The sequence below is a fragment of the Thiofaba sp. EF100 genome, assembly GCF_039822285.1.
Taxonomy (GTDB): Bacteria; Pseudomonadota; Gammaproteobacteria; order Halothiobacillales; family Halothiobacillaceae; genus Thiofaba.
On sequence record NZ_JBAJEY010000001.1, the window covers coordinates 405,346 to 430,890 of the forward strand.

At 65.7% G+C, this 25,545-nt stretch carries 24 protein-coding genes; 11 read left to right on the forward strand and 13 right to left on the reverse strand.

What is annotated here, in order from left to right; translation table 11 throughout:
- Positions 1 to 8: 8 nt before the first annotated feature.
- Both dnaK and dnaJ read left to right on the forward strand, forming a co-directional pair.
- Positions 9 to 1,928, forward strand: a complete 1,920-nt coding sequence (gene dnaK / locus V6D91_RS01975) for a molecular chaperone DnaK (RefSeq protein ID WP_347317501.1) — start codon at positions 9 to 11, stop codon at positions 1,926 to 1,928.
- Positions 1,929 to 2,010: 82 nt separating this feature from the next.
- A complete protein-coding gene (dnaJ, locus tag V6D91_RS01980; protein ID WP_347317502.1) occupies positions 2,011 to 3,150 on the forward strand; it encodes a molecular chaperone DnaJ in 1,140 nt (379 codons plus the stop codon).
- A gap of 425 nt (positions 3,151 to 3,575) precedes the next feature.
- Here the strand turns inward: dnaJ and V6D91_RS01985 are convergent, their stop codons facing one another.
- Positions 3,576 to 4,169: a YceI family protein gene (locus V6D91_RS01985; RefSeq protein ID WP_347317503.1), complete on the reverse strand. Its 594-nt coding sequence runs from the start codon at positions 4,167 to 4,169 to the stop codon at positions 3,576 to 3,578.
- Positions 4,170 to 4,180: 11 nt separating this feature from the next.
- Positions 4,181 to 4,747: a cytochrome b gene (locus V6D91_RS01990; RefSeq protein WP_347317504.1), complete on the reverse strand. Its 567-nt coding sequence runs from the start codon at positions 4,745 to 4,747 to the stop codon at positions 4,181 to 4,183.
- A 176-nt stretch (positions 4,748 to 4,923) separates the two neighbouring features.
- On the opposite strand from V6D91_RS01990, the gene V6D91_RS01995 reads away from it, so the two are divergent.
- Together V6D91_RS01995 and V6D91_RS02000 are read left to right on the forward strand one after the other, a co-directional pair.
- Entirely contained in the window at positions 4,924 to 6,105 is a 1,182-nt protein-coding gene (locus V6D91_RS01995; RefSeq protein WP_347317505.1) for an efflux RND transporter periplasmic adaptor subunit, read from the forward strand.
- Positions 6,102 to 9,227, forward strand: coding sequence for an efflux RND transporter permease subunit (locus tag V6D91_RS02000; protein ID WP_347317506.1), 3,126 nt, complete (start codon positions 6,102 to 6,104; stop codon positions 9,225 to 9,227). The genes V6D91_RS01995 and V6D91_RS02000 overlap by 4 nt, the downstream gene beginning before the upstream one ends.
- Positions 9,228 to 9,340: 113 nt before the next feature.
- On the opposite strand, the gene V6D91_RS02005 is transcribed toward V6D91_RS02000, so the two are convergent.
- The 4 genes from V6D91_RS02005 to V6D91_RS02020 all read right to left on the reverse strand — a co-directional run bounded on the left by V6D91_RS02005 (position 9,341) and on the right by V6D91_RS02020 (position 13,342).
- The gene (locus V6D91_RS02005; RefSeq protein ID WP_347317507.1) at positions 9,341 to 9,637 is read right to left on the reverse strand and encodes a hypothetical protein; all 297 of its coding nucleotides are present in this window, start codon (positions 9,635 to 9,637) and stop codon (positions 9,341 to 9,343) included.
- Between the two features lie 955 nt (positions 9,638 to 10,592).
- The gene (locus V6D91_RS02010) at positions 10,593 to 11,096 is read right to left on the reverse strand and encodes a TIGR00645 family protein (RefSeq protein WP_347317508.1); all 504 of its coding nucleotides are present in this window, start codon (positions 11,094 to 11,096) and stop codon (positions 10,593 to 10,595) included.
- 153 nt (positions 11,097 to 11,249) lie between these two features.
- Positions 11,250 to 12,650 carry an ATP-binding protein gene (locus V6D91_RS02015; protein WP_347317509.1) on the reverse strand — a complete coding sequence of 467 codons (1,401 nt, stop codon included), beginning with the start codon at positions 12,648 to 12,650 and terminating at the stop codon, positions 11,250 to 11,252.
- Between the two features lie 5 nt (positions 12,651 to 12,655).
- Positions 12,656 to 13,342: a response regulator transcription factor gene (locus V6D91_RS02020; protein WP_347317510.1), complete on the reverse strand. Its 687-nt coding sequence runs from the start codon at positions 13,340 to 13,342 to the stop codon at positions 12,656 to 12,658.
- Between the two features lie 208 nt (positions 13,343 to 13,550).
- Here V6D91_RS02020 and V6D91_RS02025 point away from each other — a divergent pair, with 208 nt between their 5' ends.
- The 5 genes from V6D91_RS02025 (at position 13,551) to V6D91_RS02045 (ending at position 18,808) form a co-directional block, all read left to right on the forward strand.
- Positions 13,551 to 13,997 carry a Spy/CpxP family protein refolding chaperone gene (locus tag V6D91_RS02025; RefSeq protein WP_347317511.1) on the forward strand — a complete coding sequence of 149 codons (447 nt, stop codon included), beginning with the start codon at positions 13,551 to 13,553 and terminating at the stop codon, positions 13,995 to 13,997.
- A 174-nt stretch (positions 13,998 to 14,171) separates the two neighbouring features.
- Complete coding sequence (locus V6D91_RS02030) at positions 14,172 to 15,557, forward strand: efflux transporter outer membrane subunit (RefSeq protein ID WP_347317512.1); 1,386 nt, start codon at positions 14,172 to 14,174, stop codon at positions 15,555 to 15,557.
- 46 nt (positions 15,558 to 15,603) lie between these two features.
- Positions 15,604 to 16,884, forward strand: a complete 1,281-nt coding sequence (locus V6D91_RS02035) for an efflux RND transporter periplasmic adaptor subunit (RefSeq protein ID WP_347317513.1) — start codon at positions 15,604 to 15,606, stop codon at positions 16,882 to 16,884.
- Positions 16,881 to 17,600, forward strand: a complete 720-nt coding sequence (locus V6D91_RS02040; RefSeq protein WP_347317514.1) for an ABC transporter ATP-binding protein — start codon at positions 16,881 to 16,883, stop codon at positions 17,598 to 17,600. Before V6D91_RS02035 ends, V6D91_RS02040 begins: the two co-directional genes overlap by 4 nt.
- Positions 17,600 to 18,808 carry an ABC transporter permease gene (locus tag V6D91_RS02045; RefSeq protein WP_347317515.1) on the forward strand — a complete coding sequence of 403 codons (1,209 nt, stop codon included), beginning with the start codon at positions 17,600 to 17,602 and terminating at the stop codon, positions 18,806 to 18,808. The genes V6D91_RS02040 and V6D91_RS02045 overlap by 1 nt, the downstream gene beginning before the upstream one ends.
- 12 nt (positions 18,809 to 18,820) lie before the next feature.
- Here the strand turns inward: V6D91_RS02045 and V6D91_RS02050 are convergent, their stop codons facing one another.
- From V6D91_RS02050 to V6D91_RS02060, 3 genes are all read right to left on the reverse strand, one after another.
- Positions 18,821 to 19,807: a 2-hydroxyacid dehydrogenase gene (locus V6D91_RS02050; protein ID WP_347317516.1), complete on the reverse strand. Its 987-nt coding sequence runs from the start codon at positions 19,805 to 19,807 to the stop codon at positions 18,821 to 18,823.
- An 82-nt stretch (positions 19,808 to 19,889) separates the two neighbouring features.
- The gene (locus V6D91_RS02055) at positions 19,890 to 20,234 is read right to left on the reverse strand and encodes a hypothetical protein (RefSeq protein ID WP_347317517.1); all 345 of its coding nucleotides are present in this window, start codon (positions 20,232 to 20,234) and stop codon (positions 19,890 to 19,892) included.
- Positions 20,235 to 20,268: 34 nt separating this feature from the next.
- Positions 20,269 to 20,457, reverse strand: coding sequence for a DUF3330 domain-containing protein (locus V6D91_RS02060; RefSeq protein WP_347317518.1), 189 nt, complete (start codon positions 20,455 to 20,457; stop codon positions 20,269 to 20,271).
- A gap of 483 nt (positions 20,458 to 20,940) precedes the next feature.
- On the opposite strand from V6D91_RS02060, the gene V6D91_RS02065 reads away from it, so the two are divergent.
- Complete coding sequence (locus V6D91_RS02065) at positions 20,941 to 21,474, forward strand: flavin reductase family protein (protein ID WP_347317519.1); 534 nt, start codon at positions 20,941 to 20,943, stop codon at positions 21,472 to 21,474.
- Positions 21,475 to 21,489: 15 nt separating this feature from the next.
- Here V6D91_RS02065 and V6D91_RS02070 read toward each other — a convergent pair whose 3' ends face one another.
- A complete protein-coding gene (locus V6D91_RS02070) occupies positions 21,490 to 21,834 on the reverse strand; it encodes a hypothetical protein (protein WP_347317520.1) in 345 nt (114 codons plus the stop codon).
- An 8-nt stretch (positions 21,835 to 21,842) separates the two neighbouring features.
- Entirely contained in the window at positions 21,843 to 22,385 is a 543-nt protein-coding gene (gene folE, locus V6D91_RS02075; RefSeq protein WP_347317521.1) for a GTP cyclohydrolase I FolE, read from the reverse strand.
- A gap of 89 nt (positions 22,386 to 22,474) precedes the next feature.
- Here folE and V6D91_RS02080 point away from each other — a divergent pair, with 89 nt between their 5' ends.
- Complete coding sequence (locus V6D91_RS02080; RefSeq protein WP_347317522.1) at positions 22,475 to 23,044, forward strand: nitroreductase; 570 nt, start codon at positions 22,475 to 22,477, stop codon at positions 23,042 to 23,044.
- Positions 23,045 to 23,331: 287 nt separating this feature from the next.
- On the opposite strand, the gene V6D91_RS02085 is transcribed toward V6D91_RS02080, so the two are convergent.
- Both V6D91_RS02085 and arsJ read right to left on the reverse strand, forming a co-directional pair.
- The gene (locus V6D91_RS02085) at positions 23,332 to 24,117 is read right to left on the reverse strand and encodes an HPP family protein (protein ID WP_347317523.1); all 786 of its coding nucleotides are present in this window, start codon (positions 24,115 to 24,117) and stop codon (positions 23,332 to 23,334) included.
- Between the two features lie 151 nt (positions 24,118 to 24,268).
- Positions 24,269 to 25,465, reverse strand: a complete 1,197-nt coding sequence (arsJ, locus tag V6D91_RS02090; protein WP_347317524.1) for an organoarsenical effux MFS transporter ArsJ — start codon at positions 25,463 to 25,465, stop codon at positions 24,269 to 24,271.
- Positions 25,466 to 25,545 lie beyond the last annotated feature (80 nt).

Consider the following 25,545-nt stretch of genomic DNA (forward strand, 5'->3'; position numbering starts at 1 on the left):
ACTTCATCATGGGCAAGATCATCGGCATCGACCTTGGCACCACCAACTCCTGCGTCGCCATCATCGAAGGTGGCCAGCCCAAGGTCATCGAAAACAGCGAGGGCGCACGCACCACGCCCTCCGTGGTCGCGTTCACCAAGGACGGCGAGGTCATCGTCGGTCAGCCGGCCAAGCGCCAGGCGGTCACCAACCCGCAGAACACCCTGTACGCCGTCAAGCGCCTGATCGGCCGCCGCTTCGAGGAAGAGGCGGTGCAGAAGGACATCAAGCTGATGCCCTACAAGATCGTCCGTGCCGACAACGGCGACGCCTGGGTCGAGGTCAACGGCAAGAAGATGGCCCCGCCCGAGGTCTCCGCGCGCGTGCTGATGAAGATCAAGAAGGACGTGGAGGCCTACCTGGGCGAGCCGGTGACCGAGGCGGTTATCACCGTCCCGGCCTACTTCAACGACAGCCAGCGCCAGGCCACCAAGGATGCCGGCCGCATCGCGGGCCTCGAGGTCAAGCGCATCATCAACGAGCCGACCGCGGCCGCGCTGGCCTATGGCCTCGACAAGGCGCAATCCAAGGACATGAAGATCGCCGTGTATGACCTCGGCGGCGGCACCTTCGACATCTCCATCATCGAGATCGCCGACATCGACGGCGAGAAGCAGTTCGAGGTGCTCTCCACCAACGGCGACACCTTCCTCGGTGGCGAGGACTTCGACAACCGGCTGATCGACTACCTGGTCGACGAGTTCAAGAAGGAGCAGGGCATCGACCTGCGCAACGACCCGCTGGCCATGCAGCGCCTGAAGGAGGCAGCAGAGAAGGCGAAGATCGAGCTCTCCTCCACCGAGCAGACCGACGTCAACCTGCCGTACATCACCGCCGATGCCACAGGGCCCAAGCACCTGAACGTCAAGATCACCCGCGCCAAGCTCGAGGCCCTGGTGGATGACCTGATCCAGCGCACCATCGAGCCGTGCAAGGTCGCACTCAAGGATGCCGGCCTCACCGCCTCCCAGATCGACGAGGTGATCCTGGTCGGCGGTCAGACCCGCATGCCCAAGGTGCGCGAGGCAGTGAAGGCCTTCTTTGGCAAGGATCCGCGCAAAGACGTCAACCCGGACGAAGCGGTCGCCGTGGGCGCAGCCGTGCAGGGCGGTGTACTGACCGGCGAGCGCAAGGACGTACTGCTGCTCGACGTCACCCCGCTCTCCCTCGGCATCGAGACCATGGGCGGCGTGATGACCAAGCTGATCGAGAAGAACACCACCATCCCGACCAAGGCGAGTCAGGTGTTCTCCACCGCTGACGACAACCAGACCGCCGTCACCGTGCATGTGCTGCAGGGCGAGCGCGAGATGGCCTCAGGCAACAAGTCGCTGGGCCGTTTCGATTTGACTGACATCCCGCCGGCGCCGCGCGGCGTGCCGCAGATCGAGGTCACCTTCGACATCGACGCCAACGGCATCCTGCACGTGTCCGCCAAGGACAAGGGCACCGGCAAGGAGCAGTCCATCCGTATCACCGCCTCCAGCGGCCTGAGCGAGGACGAGATCCAGCGCATGGTGCAGGACGCCGAGGCGCACCGCGAGGAAGACCGCAAGCTGCGTGAACTGGTCGAGGCGCGCAACCAGGCCGACAGCCTGATCCACGCCACCGAGAAGTCCATCAAGGACCTCGGCGACAAGGTCGATGCCGGCGAGAAGAAGGCTGCGGAGGATGCCATCGCCGCGCTCAAGGAGGCGATGAAGGGCGACGACAAGGCCGCCATCGAGGCCAAGGCCGAGGAACTCGCCAAGGCCTCCGCCGCCATCGCCCAGAAGGCCTATGCTCAAGGCGCCGAGGCCCAGCCGGGTGCCCAGCAGACCAGCGGTGCCGGCAAGGCCGCGGACGACGTGGTTGATGCCGAGTTCGAGGAAGTGAAGGACACCAAGTAAGGCAACACCGCCCCTTCACGGGCCACAGGGAACACAGAGGACCTCTCTGTGGGCTCTGTGGCCTCATTGTTCAGGAAACATCATGGCCAAGAAAGACCTTTACGAAATCCTCGGCGTGGCGAAGAACGCCAGCGAGGACGAGCTCAAGAAGGCCTATCGCCGCCTGGCGATGAAATACCATCCGGACCGCAACCCGGACGACAAGGACGCTGAGGCCAAGTTCAAGGAAGCCAAGGAGGCCTACGAGATCCTCTCCGACGCGCAGAAGCGCGCGGCCTACGACCAGTTCGGCCACGCCGCCTTCGAGGCAGGCATGGGCGGCGGCGCGGGACCGGGTTATGGCGCAGGCTTCGGCGGGGCCAGCTTCTCCGACATCTTCGGCGACGTATTCGGCGACATCTTCGGCGGCGGCCGTGGCCGCGGCACCCGCGCCTATCGCGGCGCCGACCTGCAGTACAACCTCGAGATCAGTCTCGAGGAGGCGGTGGCGGGCACCACGGTCAAGATCCGCGTCCCCACCACCGAACCCTGCACCGTCTGCGGCGGCAGCGGCGCGAAGAAGGGCACCAAGCCCAAAACCTGTCCCACCTGCGGCGGTGCGGGCGCAGTGCGCATCCAGCAGGGCATCTTCGCCGTGCAGCAGACCTGCCCGACCTGCCACGGCCGCGGCGAGATCATCGAAGATCCCTGCCCAGAGTGTCGCGGCCAGGGCCGCGTGCAGACGCACAAGACCCTGTCGGTGAAGATCCCGCCCGGCGTGGACACGGGCGATCGCATCCGCCTCGGCGGCGAGGGTGAGCCGGGCGAGCACGGCGGCCCGGCGGGTGACCTGTTCGTGGTCATTCACGTCAAGCCGCACCCGATCTTCACCCGCCAGGACGCCGACCTGTATTGCGAGGTGCCGATCAGCTTCGCCACGGCCGCCCTCGGCGGCGAGGTGGAGGTGCCGACCCTCGGTGGCCGCGCCCGTCTGAAGATTCCGGCCGAGACACAGAGCGGCAAACTTTTCCGCCTGCGTGGCAAGGGTGTGGCCCCGGTCCGCGGCGGCGCACCGGGCGATTTGATCTGCAAGGTAAACGTCGAGACCCCGGTCAACCTGACCGAAGCGCAGAAGGACATGCTGAGGCGGTTCGACGAGTCGCTCGGCGGCGACCACCACCGTCCACAGGAGCAGTCCTGGATGGGGCGGGTGAAGAAATTCTTCGACGACATGCGCACCTGAGCGGGCACGGTCCCGCCCAATACGACAAGGCCCGGTATCCCAGACTGTTTCAAAAGGGCTGTCCTGCCCTTTTGAAACTCGCCTCGTCGCGGTACACGCCCGCGACGGGCTCCGAGAATCAATCACTTATCGTGATTGTTTCTCGCGCGAGCCGTCCATGGCTCGCCAATCCAGGCTGGGTCAAAGGCTTTTGACCCAGCCTGTATCCCCGGGCCTTTGCTTTGGTTGCCCACGGCTCATCCACGAGAGGGACGCGCCGGGGCAACGCACCTAACGCCATACCTCCGTCTGGCGCACACCCTCGATGGTGAGGAACAGCTCGGCCTCTGGCGCTGGGCCCGAGGCGGAAGCCGCTACGGTAGTCCTGGGAACCTCCTTGGGGACGTGGAGGGAACGGAATGGGGCCCTTCCCGGACGGGCGACCGCTACTTCTGCCGTACCCCCTCAACGGAGAGGAACAGTTCGACCTCGCGCGCAGCCGGCCCGAGGTCGTAGTCGATGCCGAAATCCTTCAGTACCAGCCGGGTCGTGCCTTCGAAGCCGCGCCGGTAACCGCCCCAGGGATCGGGGCCATGGCCGAGGGCGCGCGTCTCGATCGTCACCGGCCGGGTCACGCCGTGCAGGGTCAGGTCCCCCTCGAGCACACCCTTGCCGTCCGCCTGCTCGGTATAGCTGCGGCTGACGAAGCGGGCCTTGGGATACTTGCCGACATCGAGGAAATCAGCGCTGCGCAGGTGTTTGTCGCGCTCGGCGTGGTTGCTGTCGATGCTCGCGGTCTCGATACTCACCTCGACCTTGGACACCGCAGGATGCTGCGGGTCATAACTGAACTGCCCCTCGAACCTGTCGAAACGCCCCAGCAGCCGACTGAAACCCAGGTGGCTGATCTTGAACTGGATGAAAGCGTGGGCGTTCTTGGTGTCGATCACGTAGCGCTCGACCTCCGCCCAGGCTGCCCCCGCAGACAACGACAGTGTGCAGCCAAGCAGCAGGGATACCAACAGGCGTTGCTGTTTCATCGTCAGGCTCCTTATTCGCGGGAAGAAGAGCGTAGCGGCCTGAAGGTCATGCGCCGCAGGGTGTCATCGTGATCGAACACGTGGTGCTTGATGGCGGCCAGAGCATGCACCACCGCCAGCGCGATCAGCAGGTGGGCCAGAAACCCGTGTACCTCACCCGCCACGTCCGCCTGCTCCGGCAGGCCGCTGATCAGGGCCGGGACGTGGAACCAGCCGAACACGTCGATGGGCTGCCCCTCCGCCGAGGAGATCAGGTAGCCGCTGAGCGGCACCAAGACAAGCAGCAGGTAGAGCACGGCCTTCATCATCCGGGCAGACCACTGCTCGAAGGCCGAATAGGTCTCGAGCGGCACGGGCTGTACATCCACCCGGCGCCACAGCCAGCGGGCCAGGATCGCCGCGAACAACAGCATGCCCAGCCCCTTGTGAAGATCCATCGCGCGGTTGAACCAAGGATCCTGGTACCCGAGCTCATCCAGGTACAGCCCCAGGGCGTAAAGGACGACGACGCCCAGGGCAATGCCCCAGTGGAAGAGGATGGCTATGCTGCCGAAACGCTGGCGGGTGGAACGCAACATGCACCGGACTCACCGTTGAACAGGTAAGCAGAGCCTAGCAGAGGCCGACCTCATCCGCGCGCGATGGCGGCGTTGCGCCATGTCCGCCGACGACTCTGATCATAAGGAACATTGAGCCTTGCATACTGTCCTCAGTATGCTGTGCGCCTAAACCGACACATAGACTCAGGCATTCGATGAAACGTCTCCTGCCCTTTGCCATCCTTGCCCTGGCCATCGGTGGCTTCATGCTGCTCAAGGCAACACGGCCCGCCCCGCCCGCCATTACGGTGCAGGAGCGCGTGTGGCACATCGACACCCAGACCATCCAGCCCACGAGCTTGCGTCCCACCCTGACCCTCTACGGCCGCGTGGAGGCCCCTGATCGCGTGCGCGCTGCAAGCCCGGTCAGCGGCCGCGTGCTTGAGGTGTTGGTGCGCGATGGCGAGCGGGTGCGCGCCGGTCAGGTGCTGGCCCGCCTCGACCCGCGTGATCTGGAGCCGCGCCTGGCCCAGGCCCGCGCCGATGTGGAGCGCGAGAAGGTGCGCTACAGGAGCGACCAGGCCGCCCTGGCCCAGGAGCGCCGCCTGCTTGCCCTGGCCGAGGACGCCCTCCGCCGCGCCGAGCTGATCCAGGCACAAAAGCTCGGGTCGCAGGCCAGCACCGACCAGGCGCGCGAGCAGCTCTCGCGCGCCCAACTGGCCGTCACCCAGCGCGAACAGGCCCTGGCCGAGCACCCTGCCCGCCTCGCCCAGTTACAGTCGAAGCTGGCTGAAGCCGAGCGCGATGCCGCCCGCGGTGAGATCATCGCGCCCTTCGCCGCCCGCATCGGCAAGGTCGAGGCCGCCGCCGGCGACCAGGTGCAGCCCAACCAGACCCTGCTGACCCTCTACCCATCGGATGCCATCTACCTGCGCGCCAAGGTCCCTGCCCACCTGTCGGAAGAACTTCGCGCAGCACTCCAGCGCGGCGAGGAGCTGACTGCCCGTGCCGATTTCGGCGGCAAGCCCCTGCGCGCACGCCTCGAACGCCTTTCCGGAGAGGCCGATGCGCGCGGGGTGGACGCCCTGCTCAAGCTGGACGATCCCACCGGCGTGCCGATTGGCGCCTTCGTCAACGCCCAGCTTGAACGCCCGCTGGCCCCCGATGCCGTGGCCCTGCCTTTCTCCGCCCTGCATGGCGGCGATCGCATCTACCTAGTCAAGGACGGACGCCTCAAGGGCGTGACCGTTCAACGCATCGGCGAGCTGCGCATCAACGGTGAGGCGCGTCTCTTGGTGCATGCGGAGGCGCTCAGACCGGGGGATGTGGTGATGATCACCCACCTGCCCCACGCCATCGACGGGCTGGCCGTCACGCCGATCCAGCGCGCATCATGAACAGCGTCCTCGGTGTCTTCGTCCGCCACAAGGTGGCGGCCAATGTGATGATGCTGGTCGCCTTCCTGGTGGGGCTGCTCGCGCTCAACCGGATGAACGTGCAGTTCTTCCCCACCTTCGCGCTGGACGTGATCAGCGTGCGTGTGGTGTGGACGGGCGCCTCGGCGGAGGACGTCGAGAATGGCATCACCACCCCACTCGAAGAGCGGCTCAAGACGGTGGATGGCCTGAAGAAGATGGCCTCCACCTCCGCCCAGGGCATCGCCAGCATCACCCTGGAGCTGGTGGAGGGCACCGACCCCCTGCTCGCCCTTGACCAGGTGCGCCAGCGGGTGGACGAGTTCCGCAACCTGCCCAAGGACGCCGAAACGCCGCAGATCAGCCGCGTCTCGCGCTACGAGCCCATTGCCCGCCTCCTGGTGCGCGGCCCAAGCATCGAGGAACTCCGCCCCTGGGTGCGCAAGTTCGAGCGGGAACTGTTGGCCCGCGGCATCGACCGGGTGGACATCACCGGCCTGCCGCAGGAGCGCATCGCCATCGAGGTTCCCTCTGCGGCGCTGGAAACGCTTGGCCTGTCGCTGGTGGATGTGGGCGAGCGCGTCAACCAACTGGCCCGCGATGTGCCCGCGGGCATTGCCGGAAACCAGGACGGGGCACGCGAGGTGCGCGGACTGGAACAGCGCCGCGACGCCCTCGCCTTCGAGAGCCTGCCGATGGTCAGCGATGAAAGTGGTCTGGTGCGGCTCGGGGACGTCGCCACCATCCAGCGTGAGGCCCGCCCGGCCAGCCTGGATCTATCGGAAAAGGGCGAGGCCGTGGTCGAACTGCTGTTGCAGCGGGCCGAGTCCGGCCATTCGCTCAAGGCCGCGCGCATCTTCGACGACTGGCTCAAGGCCACCCGCCCCCTCCTGCCGCCCAGCCTCAAGCTTGAGGTCTACGACCAGCAGTGGGAACTGATCCGCGACCGCATCAACCTGCTGCTCTCCAATGGCCTCTCGGGGCTTTTGCTCGTGCTGGCCATTCTCTACCTGTTCCTGCCCGGACGCGTGGCCTTCTGGGTAGGCGTGGGCATCCCCACGGCCTTCCTCGCCACCCTGGGGCTGCTCATGCTGTTCGGCGGCACCATCAACATGATCAGCCTGTTCGCCCTGATCATGGCGCTCGGCATCATCGTTGACGACGCCATCGTGGTGGGCGAGGACGCGGACACCCACCGCAAGATGGGCGAATCGCCCGAACAGGCCGCCCTCGGCGGCGCCCGGCGCATGTTCTGGCCGGTCACCGCCTCCTCCCTCACCACCGTGGCTGCCTTCCTGCCGCTGATGCTGGTGGGCGGGGTGATGGGCAACATCCTGTTCGACATCCCCTTCGTGATGGTCATGGTCATCATGGCCTCGCTGCTGGAGAGCTTCTTCATCCTGCCCGCCCATCTGAAAACGGCCTTTGCCCACGAGGCCAGGCAGAAGTCTTCGCGCCTGCGCGAGCGCCTGGATCTGGCCTTCGAGCATTTCCGTGAGCGACGCTTCCGCCCCCTGGTGAGGCTGGCGCTCGAGCGGCGCGGCAGCACCGTGGCCCTCACCCTGGGCACGATGATCCTCGCCATCGGCCTGCTGGCCGGTGGACGCATCCCATTCGTCTTCTTTCCCGCCCCGGAGTCGCAGGTGCTCTACGCCAACGCGACCTTCGTGGCAGGCACCCCGCGCGCGCAGACCGAGGCCTTCCTGCGCGAGCTGGAGCGCAGCCTGCGCGAGACCGAGCAGCAGCTCGGCGGCCGGCTGGTGCAGATCGCTGTGACCCGGCTTGGCAGCACGGTGGCGGCGGCAGGCACGGGAGCCTCGGCGACGGGCGATCAGCTCGGCTCGATGATCGTCGAGATGGTCCCCTCCGAGCAGCGCGAGGTGCGCAACGAGACCTTCCTCAACGCCTGGCGTGCCAACATCCGCATGCCCGCAGGGCTCGAGAGCCTCACCCTCACCTCGCGCCAGTCCGGCCCACCAGGGCGCGATTTGACCATCCGCCTGACCGGCGATGATGCCAACACCCTCAAGAACGCCGCCCTGGAGCTCGCGGAGACCCTCAAGGCCATCCCCGGCGTGACCGACACCGTGGATGACATGCCCTTCGGCCGCGAACAGCTCGTCTACCGCCTCACCCCCGCCGGCGAGGCCCTGGGGCTGACCACCGAAAGCCTCGGCCGCCAGCTGCGCGCCGCCTTCGACGGCCACCTCGCGCAACTGGTGCAGGTCGGCCAGGACGAGCTGGAGGTTCGGGTGCTGCTGCCGCGTGACGAGCGCGAGCGGCTGGACGTCTTGGAGCGCATGACCATCCGCCTCCCGAACGGCCCCCATGCCGGACAGTTCGTCCCGCTCGCCACCGTCGCCGCGTGGGAATCGCGGCGTGGCTTCGAGGCCCTGCGCCACGCCGAAGGGAGGCTCGCAGTCGAAGTCTCCGGTGAGGTAGACAAGCACCAGAACAATGCCAACGCCATCATCGCCGAGCTGAAAAAGGAGGTCCTGCCACGGCTCGCCGAGCGCTACGGCCTCGAATACAGCTTCGAGGGCCGCGCCGCCGACCAGCGCGAAACCATGGCCGACATGCGCAATGGCCTGATCTTGGGCCTTGCCCTGATCTACCTGATCCTAGTCTGGGTGTTTGGCTCCTGGGGCTGGCCGCTGGTGGTCATGACCGCCATTCCCCTGGGGCTTGCCGGCGCCATCTTCGGCCACTGGGTGATGGGCATCGACCTGACCATCCTCTCCATGTTCGGCCTGTTCGGCCTCTCCGGCATCGTGGTCAACAACGCCATCATCCTGGTCAGCCTCTACAGCGAGCTGCGCGCCAAGGGCATGGACCTGCACGATGCCCTGATCGAAGCCGCCTGCGGCCGCCTGCGTGCGGTACTGCTCACCTCACTCACCACCATCGGCGGCCTCACCCCGCTCTTGTTCGAAACCTCCCTGCAAGCCCAGTTCCTGATCCCGATGGCGACCTCCATCGCCTTCGGCCTGGGCTTTGCCACCCTGCTGGTGCTGTTCTTCATCCCCGCGCTGCTGTACATGCTGGAGAGCTTGAAGGCGCGACTTGGAATTGGAAGGGGGGAAGGTACCGAGCAAGTGGCTTGATTCAGTACCGAGCTTGTAGCAGGATTACAGTCGATCGCGCAGTTCCTCACTCCTCAAGGAAACAAAGCCATGGAAGGCAAGCAACAAACCTCTTCAAATCAACCAACGCTGCATCACATCTCATGCAGTGTTTCCTCATCCTGTCCGCCCATAACAACCAAATAGTTCAACCAACGACGAAGGGAGTCACAGAAAATGACAACGTCACAGGCAGTCTCAGCCAAACAAGGAACTGGAATGGTTGCAGGAATCATTGCCTGCGCCCTGGCAGTTCTTGGTATTCTTTTCTTTGGCATCGTCTTCGTTCCATTGGCGGCAATTGTTGCGGTATTTGGAACAATCATCGCAATAAAGAATAAGAATCTTGCCGGGATTGGAGTTAACGCCCTGGCTTGGGCTTTGACCATCATCGGCCTAGCCACCTCCCCCCTCCTTCTAGCAACGATCGGCTTTGCTGCATCCAACTAAAACGGAAGTTGTGTTACTGACACAGATTGCCAATCAGCGCCCCCCTAACTTGACAATTAAGGCACAAGCAATCGCAAATTCAAATTCAAGAATCCATCAATATGAGAATTCTTATCTACAAAAGAACTCATATTGGCGACCCCAACTATCGTCGCCAATTTGGTCATGCAGGGTGCATGGGTCGTGTACGAGGTTTTACATTTGATGCTGTCATTGGAGTGGGTGGAGTAGGCAGCTGGCCTACACAACAAGGGATTGCCGGAAAAATCAACTGGGTTGGACGTCGCCCTAGGAAATCACAGAACCCTATTGATTCAAGAGGTCCATTGGCGTCGTTCACCCCGAATAACTTTCGACTTTTTGAACATCGCGGTCCACTTCTGGCCGATGAAGCGCCTCTTCTAGCAAAAAGAATTTTCGGCAACACCAAAACACGATTTCTGCTTCGGTCGCTCACCCTTGCCGAGAAGAGAGAGGCACAAAGACTGATCAGGAGAATCCTCGACCTTCGTGAGTTCGACCATCTTCAGTTAACCAGGCAAGACATAGACAAACGTATCACCATATGTCGAAAGCCTTTCCGGGCGCGTTACGAAACAGCACCACGTATCGTAGCGACGCACAATCCGACATTACACCGAACCTGCACAAAAACCTGCGCCGCCCATAGGTCGAGTTAAAAAACTATACGATTGAGGCAGAGCCTGGTGCAAAGATACCACCACCCAGCCCGCTCCCCATAACTGGGCCTGTCTTTACCGGAATAATATGCGGCCATAAGACCGAACATTCACCGATCTCCCTCTTCTCAGAGGAAACTCGACGCCCCAACCTCCCCACCAAAAAGACGCCCCGAGGTTTCCCCCGGGGCGTGTCGTTTTTGGTGCGTCTTGCAGCTTAGTGGTTGCTGCTGCCCAACCGATCCATCAGCGCGTAGGCGAGGCCGGAGACGACGAAGGTGACGTGCAGGCCGATCATCCAGGCCAGGTGACGGTCGGAATAATGGTCAACGTGCATGAACGCCTTCAGCAGCTCGATCCCGGAGATGGCGACGATGGACGCGATCACCTTGATCTTGAGGTCGGAGAAGCCGATGTGGCCCATCCAATCGGGACGGTCCTCGTGGTCTTCCAGGTCCATCTTGGAAACGAAGTTTTCGTAGCCGCTGAAGATGATGATGATGAGCAGGTTCATGATCAGAGCCACGTCCACCAGGGTCAGCACCCCGACGATCAGTTCCCCGCCACTGGCGCTGCCGATGTTCGCGATCATGCCGAACAGTTCCTTGCCGAACTTGAACAGCAGCAGGGCCATGGCCACCACCAGGCCAAAGTAGATCGGCGCCATCAGCCAGCGGCTGCCGAATAGGCTCTCTTCCAGGAACTTCTCCATGCGCTTCATGGGTTGTCATGACCTCCGATAAAAAGGATTGATAGTCTAACCCGACATCCATGAAAGCCTGGCGACAGGCGGCCCATGAGTCCATGGAAAAGGCATGGTTTGCGCCAGCAAGCGTGGCCAGGATTAAGAATCACAACCCGGAACCTGGGGTTTTCACCCCGCCTCATCCGGCGCAAGGCGTTGCGCTATGGCGCCTTGCATCGGGTCAAGCCTGCTTGAAACGGGCAGGTCGATGATCACCCGCAGCCCCCCTTCCGGCCGGTTGACCGCCTGGATCGCCCCGCCGTGCGCCTCGATCGCCCGGCGGGCGATGGCAAGGCCGAGGCCGTAGCCGTTGCCTTCCTGTTCGTGGGCACCGCGGCGGAAGGGCTTGAAGATGGCGGCCAGTTCAGCCTCGGGGACGCCGGGGCCGTGGTCGTCGACGGTGAGGACGAGTCCGCGCCCACCCGCTCGCAGGGCGACCTCGACCGCGCCGCCTTCCGGGGTGTGGTGCAGGGCGTTGCGGATGACGTTCTCGATGGCACGGTGCAGCAGTTCGGCCTGTCCGTGCAGCCGGTCCCGGCCTTCCGCTTCGTTGACCATCCCGATCCGGCGCCTCTGGACCTCGGCCTCGAAGCAGGCGTCTTCCACGACACCGGCCAACAGGTCGCCGAGATCGATCTCCTCCCGGCCGCCCTGCACCATGCCCGACTCCAGCCGCGCCAGGGTCAGTACCTCCCCCACCAGCTGGTCGAGGCGCTGGGATTCGCGCTCGATGCGCTCCAGGTACTGATCCAGCTTGGCCGGCTGCTGGCGCGCAAGACCCACGGCCACCTGCAGGCGGGCGAGCGGCGAGCGCAGCTCGTGCGAGACGTCGTGCAGCAGGCGCTTCTGCGCCCCGACCAGGGCCTCGATCTGACCGGCCATGCGGTCGAAGTCCGCGCCCAGGTCACTGATCTCGTCGCGGCGACGGCCCATGAGCGGATGCACGCGGGTTTCCAGTCGCCCCTCCTCGATCTGTCGCAGCGCCCAACTCAGGTTGCGGATGGGGCGGGAGAGGTACCAGGCCAGCAGGGCGCTGAAGGCCAGGCTTCCAAGCAGCCCGCCGAGCAGCAGGAAGGCGAACGGAGGGGGTTGTGGGGGGCGGTGACGGTGCGGGACGGCCCCCTCGCGGGCGAGGACGAACAGCAGGTACTGGCTGCCGTCGCTGGCCGCCACCCGCCGGGCCATGCGGGGACGGACATCGCTTTGCACCAGCTCGCGCGCCCCCGCCAGGGCCTCGGGGCCAAACGGGCGGCCCAGCAGTTCACGCCCGGAGTCGTCCACCGCCAGCACTGGCACGCCGCGCTCGTCACGCCATTCCTCCAGCAGGCTGCGCAGAGCATCCACCCCACCGTGGCGCAGGGTCAGCGCCGCGGTGTGCACCAGCAGGGCGTCGCGCGGGCCCGTGGCGAGGCTTGCCGCTGCCTGCCCCTGGGCGCGTTGGTGCAACCAGACGGTGGTACCGACCACCGCCCCCGCCAGCAGCAAGGCGAGCCAGAAGGCGAGGAGGAACTTCCAAAACAGGCGGCCCATGGGGTTCACTCCCGAATCAGCTGGTAACCCTGGCCGCGCACGGTCTGGATGCAGGAGCGCCCGTCGGAGAGGGTGCCGAGCTTGTGGCGCAGGCTACTCATGTGCACATCGATGCTGCGGTCGAAGCGCGCCAACGGACGGCCAAGCCCCTGCTCGGACAGCTCGGCCTTGCTCACCACGCGCCCGGCGTGGCGCGCCAGCACCTCGAGCAGGTTGAATTCGGTGCCGGTCAGCTCGACCGGCTCGCCATGCCACGTGGCCTGGCGCCTTTCCGGCCACAGGCTGAGGGCGCCCACGATCAGCGAGCCGCCCGGGGCCAAGGGCTGGCTGCGGCGCAGGATGGCGCGGATGCGGGCAACCAGTTCGCGCGGGGTGCAGGGCTTGGGCACGTAGTCGTCTGCCCCCAGCTCCAGACCGACGATGCGGTCCACGTCGTCGCCACGGGCGGTGAGCATCAGCACGGGGATGCGGCTTTTCTCACGGATGGCACGCAGGGCGTCGATGCCGTTGAGACCGGGCATCATCACGTCCAGCACCACGAGGTCGAACGCGCCGGCCAGGGCCTCGCGCACGCCATCCTCACCGTTGTGCGCAACACCCACGGCAAAGCCCTCCTGGGCGAGGTATTCGCGCAGCAGGCCGGTCAGTTCGGTGTCGTCGTCGACCAAGAGGATGGAGGTTTTTGTCGTCATCTTCGTGAACAGGTCGGGGCCTCAGGGAGGGGATGGGACACGCCTTGGGATGGAGTCGATCATAGGGTGAACGCATCATGATTCACCCCCATTCAATGCCGTCTTTACCCAACTTTACACACCGGCAACGCCATTTAACGGTCGCCACCCCCAGACTTGCTCTCAGCGGGGCACACCCGCCCCGACACACAAGACGAGGTATCGCACCATGAAAACGTCCATCCTCAAGAAGAGCCTGCTCGTTGCCGCCCTGGCCCTGCCGCTGACCGCCTTGGCCCTGCCCGGCGACGGTCTCTGTGATGGCCAGCGCCACCACCACGCCCCAATGCACGGCAAGGGACACCACGACCATGGCCTACGCCATGTGCTGCACGACCTCGACCTGAACGACGCCCAGCGCGACCAGATCCGCACGATCATGCAGGAGAACCGTCCTAAGATGCGAGAACTGGCAATGAAAATGCGCGAAAATCGCCTGGCCATGCGCCAGCTTGCTGCCGCCGACAACGTGGACGAGACCCGGCTGCAGGAGCTGATTGCCCAGACCGCCCAGACCATGGGAGAGATGGCGGCACAGCGCGTGCGCATGCAGCACGCGATCCTCGCCGTGCTCACCCCGGAGCAGCGCGAGGCCGCCCGGGCGAAGATGCAGTAACACGGGGCACGCCCGCCTCATCCGGGCGCAGACCAGGCACCCGCTCACGGAACCTGAGGAGGGTCGGAAACGGCCCCCCTGACCGCAGCGGTCGGACTCACGTACACTCATCACCATGGACCGCCCGGAAGACGGCTCCCCGAGGTCATGATGAGAACACCATCCCCTCTCTGGATGATTACCGCTTTCGCTGCCCTCTCCGGCTGCGCCGTGGTCGGCCCCGACTATGCCCAGCCCGGGCTGCAGGCGCCTGCGCAGTGGCGCGGCCTGCCGCAAGGCGTGGCGACGGACGCCCCCGCCGATCCGCAACACCTCGCACAATGGTGGGAGCAGCTGCAGGAGCCGCTGCTCTCCGGGCTGATTCGCGATGCGCTCGCGCGCAACCTCGACCTGCGCACCGCGCAGGCGCGCCTGCGCGAGTCACGGGCGCGCGCCGAGCTGGCTGCGGCCGGCCTCTCCCCCACGCTGAATGCCTCGGCATCCGCGCGGCGAGGTGAGTCGAGCGCCGAGACGGGGCTTGGCACCACGCGCAACAGCTTCAGCGCGGGGTTCGACGCACGCTGGGAGGCCGACATCTTCGGCGGCACCCGCCGCGGCATCGAGGCAGCCCAGGCGGATCTTGCGGCCAGCGAGGCGCGCCTGCACGCCACCCAGGTCAGCCTGGTGGCCGAGGTGGCGCGACTGTATGTCGACCTGCGCGCCGCCCAGGAGCGCCTGCGCATCGCCCACGACAACCTCGCCAGCCAGAGCGAAACCCTGCGTCTGACCGAGTGGCGCGCGCAGGCGGGACTGTCCAGCACCCTTGAGGTCGAGCAGGCCCGCGCCAGCCGCGAGCAGACCCGCGCCCAGATCCCGCTGCTTGAATCCAGCCTCAACGCCGCGAAGAACCGCCTGGCCATCCTACTGGGCGAGCAGCCCGGCGCGCTGCACGACCGGCTGGCCGCCCCCGGCCCCATTCCAGCCGCCCCCGCGCCGCTCGCCATCGGCATCCCCGCCGACACCCTGCGCCAACGCCCGGACGTGCGCGCCGCCGAGCGTCAGCTTGCCGCCGAGACCGCGCGCATTGGCCAGGCCGAGGCCGCCCGCTGGCCCACCCTCTCCCTGAGCGGATCGATCGGGCTGGATGCGCTGACCCTCGATGGGCTGACCAGCGGCGGGGCACTCGCCCGCTCCGCGCTGGCCAGTCTCGCCGCGCCGATCTTCGACGGCGGCCGCCTGCGCCGTCAGGTGGAGATCCAGCTTGCGGTGCGCGACCGGACAGGCATCGCGCTCGAACAGGCCGTGCTGACCGCCCTGGAAGACGTGGAGAACGCCCTGATCGCCCTCGCCCGTGGCCGCGAGCGGGAAGTGGCGCTGGCGGAGGCCACCCGCGCTGCCCGTGCCGCAGCGGACCTCGCCCGCCAGCGCTACGCCAGTGGCATCATCGACTTCCAGACCGTGCTGACCACCGAGCGCAGCGTATTGTCACTCGAGGACAGCCTGGCCTCGGCGCGGGCCGAAACCACCCAGGCCCTGATCCAGTTGTACAAGGCCCTCGGCGGCGGCTGGTCCCCCGCATGAGAGGGCCAGGCCCGGTGATGAATGATGATGCTGCAAGGATCAATGCATGACTAATCCGACGCCCTCCCCCGACATTCAGCAGGTTCTGGGCCTGCAGAAGCCCCGCCAGCCGATGAGAACAGGCATCGTCATCATCCTTGTCCTGCTCCTGCTGGCCGCTGGAATCGCCTGGCTGGTGCTGCACCCGACGCAGGAATCCTCGGCGACGAACTACAGCACCACCCCGGCCGAGATGGGCCATCTCGTGGTCACGGTCTCCGCCACGGGCAATCTGCATCCGACCAACCAGGTGGACGTGGGCAGCGAGCTCTCGGGCACCATCCAGACGGTGCTGGTGCATGAGAACGACCGGGTGAGCAAAGGGCAGATCCTGGCCTGGCTGGACCCGAGCCGCCTGAAGGATCAGGTCGCCCTGTCCAGGGCGGCCCTCGCCTCGGCCGAGGCCCAGGTGCTGCAGACGAAGGCGACCGAGGACGAGGCCCGCGCCAACCTCAGCCGCCTGCGCGAGGTGGCCCGTCTCTCCGGTGGCAAGGTGCCCTCGAAGGCTGAACTGGACAATGCCGAGGCTGCCCTTGCCCGGGCACGCGCCAGCGTGGCGGCCGCCCACGCGGCCGTCGAGCAGGCCAGGGCGACGCTCAACTCGAACGAGACCAATCTGGCCAAGTCGGTCATCCGTTCACCCATCGACGGGGTGGTGCTGGCACGCAAGGTGGAGCCCGGCCAGACCGTGGCAGCCTCCCTCCAAGCCCCTGTGCTGTTCGTCCTGGCCGAGGACCTTGCCCGCATGGAGCTCCAGGTGGACGTGGACGAGGCCGACGTCGGCGAGGTCCGTGCGGGCCAGCAGGCCCGCTTCACGGTGGATGCCTACCGCAACCGCAGTTATCCCGCCACGGTGGTGCGGGTGAACTTCGGCTCGCAGGTCAAGGATGGCGTGGTGTCTTACCTGACCATCCTGCAGGTGGACAATGACGACCTGAGCCTGCGGCCCGGCATGACAGCCACGGCCGAGATCACCACCACCGCGCTGGAGAACGTGCTGCTGGTGCCCAACGCGGCCTTGCGCTTCAGCCCCGCGGCGGCCCCTGCCGCACCCAAGCCGGGCCTGCTCAGCGCCCTGGTCCCCCGTCCGTCGCGCAGCACCTCCTCGCGCGGCAGCGGCCAGGCTGCACGCAATGGCAAGCAACAGGTCTGGGTCGTGCATGACGGACGGCCGGTGCCTGTGGAGGTTCAGACCGGCGCGACCGACGGGCGCATGACCCAGATCACCGGCGGCGGGCTCAAGCCCGGGATGGAGGTCATCACCGAAGCCTTGGCCACGAAGAAATGACTGCGACCCCACCCCCTGGAGAACCGCTGATCGCCCTGCGCGGGGTCACCAAGACCTACGGCCAGGGACAGGCCGCCTTCCAAGCCCTGCGCGGGGTCGATCTTTCCATTGAAGCGGGTGAGTTCGTCGCCATCATGGGACCGAGCGGTTCGGGCAAATCGACCACCATGAACATCATGGGCTGCCTGGACGTGCCCAGCGGCGGCAGCTACCTGTTCCGCAACATCCCCGTGGAGCGGCTGGACCGCAACCAGCGCGCCCTGCTGCGGCGCCACTACCTCGGCTTTGTGTTCCAGGGCTTCAACCTGCTGGCTCGTACCTCGGCGCAGGAGAACGTGGAACTGCCCCTCCTCTATCGTGGCGAGAGCGCCGCATCGCGTCACGCCCTCGCCCGCGAGGCGCTCGCCTCGGTGGGGCTTGCGGGCGTTGGCCACCACACCCCCGCCGAGCTGTCCGGCGGCCAGCAGCAGCGGGTCGCCATCGCCCGCGCCATCGTCACCCGACCGGCCGTACTGCTGGCCGACGAGCCCACCGGCAACCTCGACACCCACACCAGCCGCGAGATCATGGAACTGCTCACCGGGCTCAACCGCGATAGGGGCATCACCGTGCTGATGGTGACCCACGAGCCGGAGATGGCGGCATACGCCCATCGCGTCATCCATTTCCGCGACGGCAGGGTCGCCAGCGACGAGCGCAACGGAGGGACCGGCTGATGCTGTGGAACACCCTGCTGCTTGCGCTGCGCTCGATCCGGCGCAACCTGATGCGATCCTTCCTGACCATCCTCGGCATCGTCATCGGCGTCGCCGCGGTCATCACCATGGTGACCCTCGGCAATGGCGCCACGCAAGCCATCGCCGACCAGGTCGCAAGCCTTGGCAGCAATCTCCTGATCGTGCGCCCGGGACAGCGTCTCGGCCCCGGCAGCGACACCGCCGGTGCACCCAACTTCAGGCTGGCGGATGCCGAGGCCATCGCCGAGCAGATCAGCGCGGTACAGGCCGTGGCCCCCACCGTCAGCCGGGGGGTCACCGTGGTCTACGGGGCCAGGAACTGGTCCACGCCCATCACCGGCAGCACCAACGCCTGGTTCCAGACCGGCAAGTGGACCCTGGCCAGCGGCCGCCCGTTCAATGAGGCGGAAGAGCGCGGCGGCAAGGCTGTGTGCGTGATCGGCGAGACGGTGCGGCGCGAGCTGTTCGGCGAGCAAAGCCCCGTGGGGCAAAACCTGCGGGTGAAGAATTTCTCCTGCGAGGTGATCGGGCTGCTGGTGAGCAAGGGCCAGTCGGCCTTCGGCTCGGACCAGGATGATGTGGTGGTCATGCCCCTGCGCACCGTGCAGCGGCGGCTGACCGGCACGCAAGACATCACCGGCCTGCGCATCTCGGTGAGGGAAGGCGCATCGATCGACCAGGCCAAGAAACAGGTCGTGCTGCTGTTGCGCGAACGACGCGGGATCACGCCGAATGAGGATGACAATTTCAGCGTGCTCGACACCCGTCAGATCACCGAGACCCTCTCCGGCACGACGCGCGTCATGACCACCCTGCTCGGCGCGGTGGCGGCGGTCAGCCTGCTGGTCGGCGGCATCGGCATCATGAACATCATGCTGGTGTCGGTCACCGAGCGCACGCGCGAGATCGGTATCCGCCTGGCCATCGGCGCGCTGGAGCGCGAGGTGCTCTTGCAGTTCCTGATCGAGGCGGTGGTGCTGTCCTCGCTCGGCGGACTGGTCGGCATCCTGCTCGCCACCGGGGCATCGATCGGGCTCGCCCAGCTGATGAAGGTGCCCTACATCTTCAACCTCGGCATCAACCTGCTCGCCTTTCTGTTCTCAGCCGCCATCGGCGTGATCTTCGGCTTCTTCCCCGCCCGCCGTGCGGCCAGGCTGGATCCGATCGAGGCCTTGCGGCACGAATGAACACGCCTCGGCTCACAACGCATTCGGGCACGGCTCGCCACGCTCGAGGCGGGCAAGGTTGCCCAGCGTCGTTTCGGCGATCGCCGTGAGGGCCTCGCGGGTGAAAAATCCCTGATGGGAGGTGACGAGTACGTTGGGGAAGGTCAACAGGCGCTCGAGCAGGTCGTCCTGGATGATCTCGTTGGAGTGATCCTCGAAGAAGAGATGCTCTTCCTGTTCGTACACATCCAACCCCAGAGCGCCGATGTGACCGTTCTTGAGACCGGCGATGATGGCCTGCGTATCGATCAATGCCCCGCGTCCGGTATTGATCAGCATCACCCCGCGCTTCATGCGCGGGATGCTGTGCACATCGATCATGTGGCGTGTCTCCGGCGTCAGCGGGCAGTGCAGGCTGATGATGTCGCTCTCGGCGAGCAGGGTGTCGCGGTCGACATAACGCATGCCAAGCGCAAGGCAGTCCGGGTTTTCCTGCAGGTCTGCCCCGAGCAGCACGCAGCCGAAACCATGGAGGATACGGGCCAGCACCGCGCCGATGCGCCCGGTGCCGACGATGCCGACCGTCTTGCCGTGCATGTCGAAGCCGAGCAGGCCGTTGAGGGCGAAATTCCCCTCCCGCACGCGGTTGTAGGCGCGGTGGGTGTGGCGGTTGAGGGTCAGCATCAGCGCAACGGCATGCTCCGCCACCGCATGGGGCGAATAGGCCGGCACACGCACCACCTGGATGCCGAGCGCCCGCGCCGCGGCAAGGTCGACGTTGTTGAAGCCCGCACAGCGCAGGGCCACCACCCGTACCCCCTCCCCCACGAGGCAACGCAACAGGTGCTCGTCCAGTTGGTCGTGGACGAACACGCAGACGGCCTCGAACCCTTCTGCCAGGCCGCAGGTCTGCGGGGTCAGGGCAGCCTCGAAGAACTCCAGCTGATGGCCATGCGCGGCATTCGCGCTGATCAGGCTGTCGCGGTCGTAGGGTTTGCTGCTGAAGACGGCAACGCGCATGGGACAAGGCTCCAGTCGATGCATGCGGAAAAGCTTGCCTTAGCTTAACGCGGCTTGCGTGACGCCGTCGTGATGCAGTGCTTCAGGCCGTGAGCAGGGTGATCGTCGCCTCGGCGGTGACCTTGTCGATGCGGATGAGAACCTCGCTGTACTCCGGCAGGTCGCTCAGGGGGGTGGGATCATCCACGCAGGCGCAACCGGCAATGATGCTGGTATAGAACAGGCCAGCCTTCACCTCGATGGCGTCAAACGTCTCGGACGTGGAAATGACACGCACCTGGAGGTTTTCGCCACTGGTGAAGTTGCCATGGGCGAGCCCCTGCTGCAGGGGCAGGTGCTCGACCCCGAGCTGCCGGACCTCGTCCTTCAGGACATCGTTGAAGGCGGGCGTTCCCCAGGCCGCCAGGGCCTTGCTCAGTTGGGGCATGTCACATTCTCCTTCTTCCGGTACGGCCGGAACGTCAGACCGGAGGCTCCTGCCTGGGTTGATCGGCGTCCTGCCGGCTCCATATCGCATAGCACTCGAGGCCGCAGAAATACATGACGTATTCGACCGCCTCCACGTTTTTGGACTCGGAGGCGGGAATCTCCTTGAGGCATACCTCGCACTTCACCATCTCCGGATCGACCGAGCTTCTTGGATAGAGCATGGCTGTGCTCCTGCTTCGGATCGAACGGGTTGCAAGGCCGTCCTGGCAGCCGCTTGACCATCTCCCTGTCGGAGCGCCCGGCGTTCGAACCCGGGCGGCATGATGCGCGATGCGGGCGGTAGAGGGGGCATCGGCCCGCACTACGGAGGGGCATGGGACCTACCCCTGTCATTCATCAGTATAGGAGGTGGAAGGCCCTGCTGCGCCCCCTGATCCGACTTGCCCCAGGGCAATTGCATGAACCTATTTCATCGGTCTGGACGCTCGCGTAGGAGCGGCGCCCTCGCCGCGATAGGTCAGCCCTGAACGGGCTATCGGCCCGAGGACGGGCCTCCTACAGCCAACGAGAGCAAGGATGCCCCCTCGCACGCTGGATTTTCAACTTGTGCGATCGCTCCACGCCTTCATGCGATTGCCCTGCGGCTTGCCCATTCAGGGGGCATCCGCTAAGACATGAGAGTGAATCCCTCCGAGGATGAAGCCATGAAACGGGAACTGCCCCTGGCCGACGTCTACACCGTACTCGAGCCCGGCCCAGTCGTGCTGCTCAGCACCTCACGCCAAGGCGTGGCGAACGTGATGACCATGTCCTGGCACGTGATGATGGAGTTCGAGCCGCCGCTGGTGGGCTGCGTCGTCAGCGAAACCAGCCACTCCTTTGCCGCGCTCGAGGAGACCGGTGAATGCGTGCTGAACGTGCCGACGGTGGAGCTGGCCGACAAGGTGGTGTCCTGCGGCAATGCCTCCGGCCGCACGGTGGACAAGTTCAAGGCCTTCGGCCTGACCGCGAAACCGGCCGCCAAGGTGGCCGCGCCGCTGGTCGGGGAATGCTACGCGAACCTCGAATGCCAAGTGAGGGATCGCCAGATGGTCACCCCCTACAACTTCTTCGTGCTGGAGGTGGTCAAGGCCTGGCACGACCCGGCCGTCACCCGGCCGGAGACCCTGCATCACCGTGGCTACGGCCGGTTCATGGTGGCGGGCAGGGAGATCGTCCTGCCCTCGGCGATGCGCTGACCCTTGCGGACGGCTTCACTCCGGCGCCAGGCCGACCTTCGCCTCAGCCGTCGTCCGGTCGATGTCGATCAGCAACTCGACGTATTCCGACATCACGCTCAAGGGGTTGGGCTCCTCGCTGCAATTGCAGCCGGTGGTGATGCTGGAATAGTGCACCGCCGCGCGGATGCGCGGGCCGGTCATGCCCTCTTCCAGCGCGAGGATGCCGATGTTCACGTCATCCAGCAGCGCCACCGTGCCATAGGTCAGGCCGAGTTGCAGCGGGCGGGACAGGGCATCCTGCCGCAGCAGTTCGTCACGCAGGACGTCCTTGAACCCCGGGGTGCCCAAGGCCTGCAGGGCAGCTTCGAGTCTCACCATGGCCGCCCTCACTTGCCGATCAGGCTGAGAAATTCCATCCGCGTGCCACGGTCCTCGCGGAAACGGCCAAGCATCATGGAGGTGGTGGTCCAGGAGTTCTGCTTCTCCACCCCGCGCATCATCATGCAGAAGTGCTGCGCCTCCACAACCACGGCCACGCCCTTGGCGCCGGTCACCTGGAGGATCGCCTCGGCGATCTGGCGGGTCATGTTCTCCTGGATCTGCAGGCGGCGGGCGAACATCTCGACGATGCGGGCCACCTTGGACAGGCCGAGCACCTTGCCGCTCGGCAGGTAGCCGACGTGCACCTTGCCGACGATCGGCAGCAGGTGGTGTTCGCAAAGCGAATAGAGCTCGATATCCTTGACGATCACCATCTCGTCGTTGTCGGAGTCGAACAGCGCGCCGCCCACCACCTGCTCGAGCGTCTCGTGGTAGCCCTTGGTGAGAAACTCCATCGCCTTGGCGGCGCGTCTGGGCGTGTCGCGCAGGCCATCGCGGCTCAGGTCCTCCCCCACGGCGCCGAGAATGGCCTCGTAATGCTTTTCCATCAATCCGCTCTCCGCTTTACCATGTGGCGAGTGTACCAGAGGGAAACACCCGGGTTTCCCCGCACTCCACCAAGGTTGTCCCGCCGCGTATGAATGCCGCCATCGAACTTTTGCTGAACCGCCACTCCACCCCCGCAAAGCATCTCGGCGCGCCCGCCCCGGAAGGCGAACACCTCGACCTGATCCTGCGCGCGGCCATGAGCGCTCCCGACCACCGAGCCCTGCGCCCGTGGCGCTTCCTGCTGGTTCAGGGCGAGGCCCGCGCACGGCTGGGCGACATCTTCGCGGAAGGGTATCGCTGCCGCCATCCAGAGGCCGAGGCGGAGCTGATCGAGCGCCAACGCGGGAAGCCTCTGCGCTCCCCGCTGTTGATCCTGCTGATTGCCCACCTCCAGGAATGCGCCAAAGTACCGGAATGGGAGCAGATGATGGCCGTGGGCGCTGCCGCCGAGCACATGCAGCTGATGGCCCAGGCACTGGGCTACGGCAGCGTTTGGCTCTCCGGCGAGAGCTGCGGCGACGCATGGGTACGGCAGGCGTTGGGTCTGCTGCCGCACGAGCGGCTGGCGGGTTACCTTGCCATGGGCACGCCCACCGTCGAGCCCCTTACCAAGTCGCGACCCGATCCCTGGACCTTCACCGAGGAATGGACAGGCTGACCCTAGCCACTGCCACAGCGAACGCCATGGCTAAAACGCATGGCGCCGAATCAGGCTATGTCAAAAGCCTTTGACACAGCCTGGAAATGCGAGCCATGAATGGCTCGCGCGAGAATCAATCACAATAAGTGATTGATTCTCGGAGACCGTCGTGGGCGTGTACCGCGACGTTCTCGAAGGCCGAACCCCGCAGGGGCTTCCGGCATGGATGCCGGAAGGGCGTGAGAGGAGGACCAGGCGAGTTTCAAAAGGGCAGGACAGCCCTTTTGAAACAGTCTGGAATGCGCCTACGTTCCTCTCACCCGGATCGCCACCCCGCAGAACGGCCCGTCGGCCTCCTCATCTCCCGGCAGGAGCGTGACCGGCCGACCTCTCAGCTGAATCATCTCCCCACCCTCTTCCGCGTGCCGAAGGGCGCGCTCGGCAATCTGCATCAGCTCATCGGGCGTCACGTCAACGATGACATGCATCTCGCGGAGTGCCTGCTCGATATCCTCCTCGTGCAAGCGTGAGGCCTTTGTGCGCGTCGCCCCGAAACGCATCAACTGGATGGGATAGCGCCGCCAGACGAAGGGATAATTCGCCGCCACCGCCACAGCAAAGATGATCGCCACGTTCAGCAGCACCGGCGCCAGCACGTAGTGGTAGCCGAGCGTCGTGATGGCCGGCCCGCCCAGTACCGCTGTCAGCGCGGTCGCGCCGCCGGGCGGGTGGATGCAGCGCAAAAGGTGCATCGCACCGACCGCAAGTCCCACGGCACAGGCCGCCGCCTGGGCGGTGTCTGGAATCCACAGCGCACAGGTCACGCCGATCAGGGCGGAGACCAGATGCCCGCCGAAGAGAGGCCACGGCTGGGACAGCAAGCCGTGCGGCACACCGAACAGCAGCACCGCGGTCGCCCCCATCGACACCACCATCCACACCGCCCCTTCGGGGCCGAGGATGGCGTGACTGAGCAGAAAGACGAGATAAATGCCGAGGAACCCCCCGAGCGCGGACACTGCCTGCTCTGCCGGCCCCACAGGCGTGGTCGCCGCCCCGAACACCCTGCCAAGCCTCTGGGACAGGTGCATCGCATGACCTCCATCCTCGCGCACTATTTTGGAACACTAAAACAGTGCAGCGCAGCAGGAAACCCTGCGAAGAGAGTGGATGGAGGGGAGGCAGATCCACGCAAGGCGCAGTAGCAAAGCCTATTGCGCCGAATGTAACCCCTCCGGCGGATTACGCTCTGCGAACCTCTCCTGCGCTGACCGGCAGCTTGAGCGACAGTGCCGCCGCGCCGAGCAGCAAGAGGCTGGACGCCACCAGACACCCCTCCAGCCCCCACACTTGGTACGCCCAGCCAGACAATACCGTACCGGCAAGGCGCCCTCCCGCGTTGGCCATGTAGTAGAAACCCACCTTCATCGCCACCTTGTCGCCCTCCGCATAGGCGAGGATGAGGTAGGAGTGCACGGAGGAGTTGAGGGCGAACAGCACGCCGAACAGCAGCAGGCCGCCGATGACGACCGTGGCGGGATCGAGGCCCGCGCCGAGGGCCCCGGCCATGGCCCCGGGGATGAAGGCCAGGGTCAGAGCCCCTGCCACCACTGCGCCGCGCCCCGGGCTGTGCCCCGGTCTTCTCCACAGCCCGGGCGTGGCCGCCTGGACGATGCCGTAGCCGATCACCCACAGGGCGAGGAAGCCGCCGACCTCGGCAAACCCCCAACCGAGCACGGCGGAGAGGTAGACCGGCAGGCCGACCACGAACCACACGTCGCGCGCGCCGAACAAAAAGAAACGCGCCCCGGACAACCAGTTGATGGCCGGGGTGTTGGAGAACACCTGCGTGAACTTCGGCTTGCCCTTCACCATGCCGAGCCCGCCCGGCAAGGTGAGGGTGACGGCAAGCCCCACCACCAGCAAGCCGATCAGCGTCCACAGCGCGCCGTGGAAGCCAAGGACCGCCAGCAGCAGGCCACCGAGGAAAAAGCCCACGCCCTTGAGCGCGTTCTTCGAGCCGGTGAGGATGGCCACCCATTTGAACAGGCTCCCCTCCCCCGCCACCAGCTTGACCGAGGACTTGGCACTCATCTTGTTGAGGTCCTTGGCGATGCCGGACAACGCCTGCGCAGCCATCACGTAAGGCACCGTCAGCCAGGCGGTGGGCGCGAGCAACATCCCAAGGGCGACAATTTGCAGGCCCGTGCCCATCTGCATGGTGCGGTTGACGCCGATGCGCGCCGCAAGCCAGCCCCCCACCGCATTGGTGACGATGCCGAACACCTCGTAGAAGAGGAACAGCATGGCGATCTCGAGCGGCGTATAGCCGAGCTGGTGGAAGTGCAGCACCACCAGCATGCGCAGGGCCCCGTCGGTGAGGGTGAAAGCCCAGTAGTTGCCGGTGACGATGGCGTAGTTGCGCAGCTCAGCGTTCATGAACATGATCTTCAAAAAATCGCCCCTCTCCCGCAAGCGGGAGAGGGGTTGGGGTGAGGGTCATACGAGGGCAGAGCCCC

What these genes read in the sequence shown, in the direction of transcription:
- dnaK (WP_347317501.1), top strand. Translation starts at nt 9, where the DNA reads ATGGGCAAGATCATCGGCATCGACCTTGGCACCACCAACTCCTGCGTC.
- V6D91_RS01990 (WP_347317504.1), bottom strand. Translation starts at nt 4,747, where the DNA reads ATGTTGCGTTCCACCCGCCAGCGTTTCGGCAGCATAGCCATCCTCTTC.
- V6D91_RS02065 (WP_347317519.1), top strand. Translation starts at nt 20,941, where the DNA reads ATGAAACGGGAACTGCCCCTGGCCGACGTCTACACCGTACTCGAGCCC.
- V6D91_RS02005 (WP_347317507.1), bottom strand. Translation starts at nt 9,637, where the DNA reads ATGATGGTCAAAGCCCAAGCCAGGGCGTTAACTCCAATCCCGGCAAGA.
- V6D91_RS02000 (WP_347317506.1), top strand. Translation starts at nt 6,102, where the DNA reads ATGAACAGCGTCCTCGGTGTCTTCGTCCGCCACAAGGTGGCGGCCAAT.
- V6D91_RS02030 (WP_347317512.1), top strand. Translation starts at nt 14,172, where the DNA reads ATGATTACCGCTTTCGCTGCCCTCTCCGGCTGCGCCGTGGTCGGCCCC.
- V6D91_RS01985 (WP_347317503.1), bottom strand. Translation starts at nt 4,169, where the DNA reads ATGAAACAGCAACGCCTGTTGGTATCCCTGCTGCTTGGCTGCACACTG.
- V6D91_RS02035 (WP_347317513.1), top strand. Translation starts at nt 15,604, where the DNA reads ATGACTAATCCGACGCCCTCCCCCGACATTCAGCAGGTTCTGGGCCTG.
- V6D91_RS02010 (WP_347317508.1), bottom strand. Translation starts at nt 11,096, where the DNA reads ATGAAGCGCATGGAGAAGTTCCTGGAAGAGAGCCTATTCGGCAGCCGC.
- V6D91_RS02015 (WP_347317509.1), bottom strand. Translation starts at nt 12,650, where the DNA reads ATGGGCCGCCTGTTTTGGAAGTTCCTCCTCGCCTTCTGGCTCGCCTTG.
- V6D91_RS02060 (WP_347317518.1), bottom strand. Translation starts at nt 20,457, where the DNA reads ATGCTCTATCCAAGAAGCTCGGTCGATCCGGAGATGGTGAAGTGCGAG.
- V6D91_RS01995 (WP_347317505.1), top strand. Translation starts at nt 4,924, where the DNA reads ATGAAACGTCTCCTGCCCTTTGCCATCCTTGCCCTGGCCATCGGTGGC.
- arsJ (WP_347317524.1), bottom strand. Translation starts at nt 25,465, where the DNA reads ATGAACGCTGAGCTGCGCAACTACGCCATCGTCACCGGCAACTACTGG.
- V6D91_RS02020 (WP_347317510.1), bottom strand. Translation starts at nt 13,342, where the DNA reads ATGACGACAAAAACCTCCATCCTCTTGGTCGACGACGACACCGAACTG.
- V6D91_RS02080 (WP_347317522.1), top strand. Translation starts at nt 22,475, where the DNA reads ATGAATGCCGCCATCGAACTTTTGCTGAACCGCCACTCCACCCCCGCA.
- V6D91_RS02040 (WP_347317514.1), top strand. Translation starts at nt 16,881, where the DNA reads ATGACTGCGACCCCACCCCCTGGAGAACCGCTGATCGCCCTGCGCGGG.
- V6D91_RS02085 (WP_347317523.1), bottom strand. Translation starts at nt 24,117, where the DNA reads ATGCACCTGTCCCAGAGGCTTGGCAGGGTGTTCGGGGCGGCGACCACG.
- V6D91_RS02045 (WP_347317515.1), top strand. Translation starts at nt 17,600, where the DNA reads ATGCTGTGGAACACCCTGCTGCTTGCGCTGCGCTCGATCCGGCGCAAC.
- V6D91_RS02050 (WP_347317516.1), bottom strand. Translation starts at nt 19,807, where the DNA reads ATGCGCGTTGCCGTCTTCAGCAGCAAACCCTACGACCGCGACAGCCTG.
- dnaJ (WP_347317502.1), top strand. Translation starts at nt 2,011, where the DNA reads ATGGCCAAGAAAGACCTTTACGAAATCCTCGGCGTGGCGAAGAACGCC.
- V6D91_RS02055 (WP_347317517.1), bottom strand. Translation starts at nt 20,234, where the DNA reads ATGCCCCAACTGAGCAAGGCCCTGGCGGCCTGGGGAACGCCCGCCTTC.
- V6D91_RS02025 (WP_347317511.1), top strand. Translation starts at nt 13,551, where the DNA reads ATGAAAACGTCCATCCTCAAGAAGAGCCTGCTCGTTGCCGCCCTGGCC.
- folE (WP_347317521.1), bottom strand. Translation starts at nt 22,385, where the DNA reads ATGGAAAAGCATTACGAGGCCATTCTCGGCGCCGTGGGGGAGGACCTG.
- V6D91_RS02070 (WP_347317520.1), bottom strand. Translation starts at nt 21,834, where the DNA reads ATGGTGAGACTCGAAGCTGCCCTGCAGGCCTTGGGCACCCCGGGGTTC.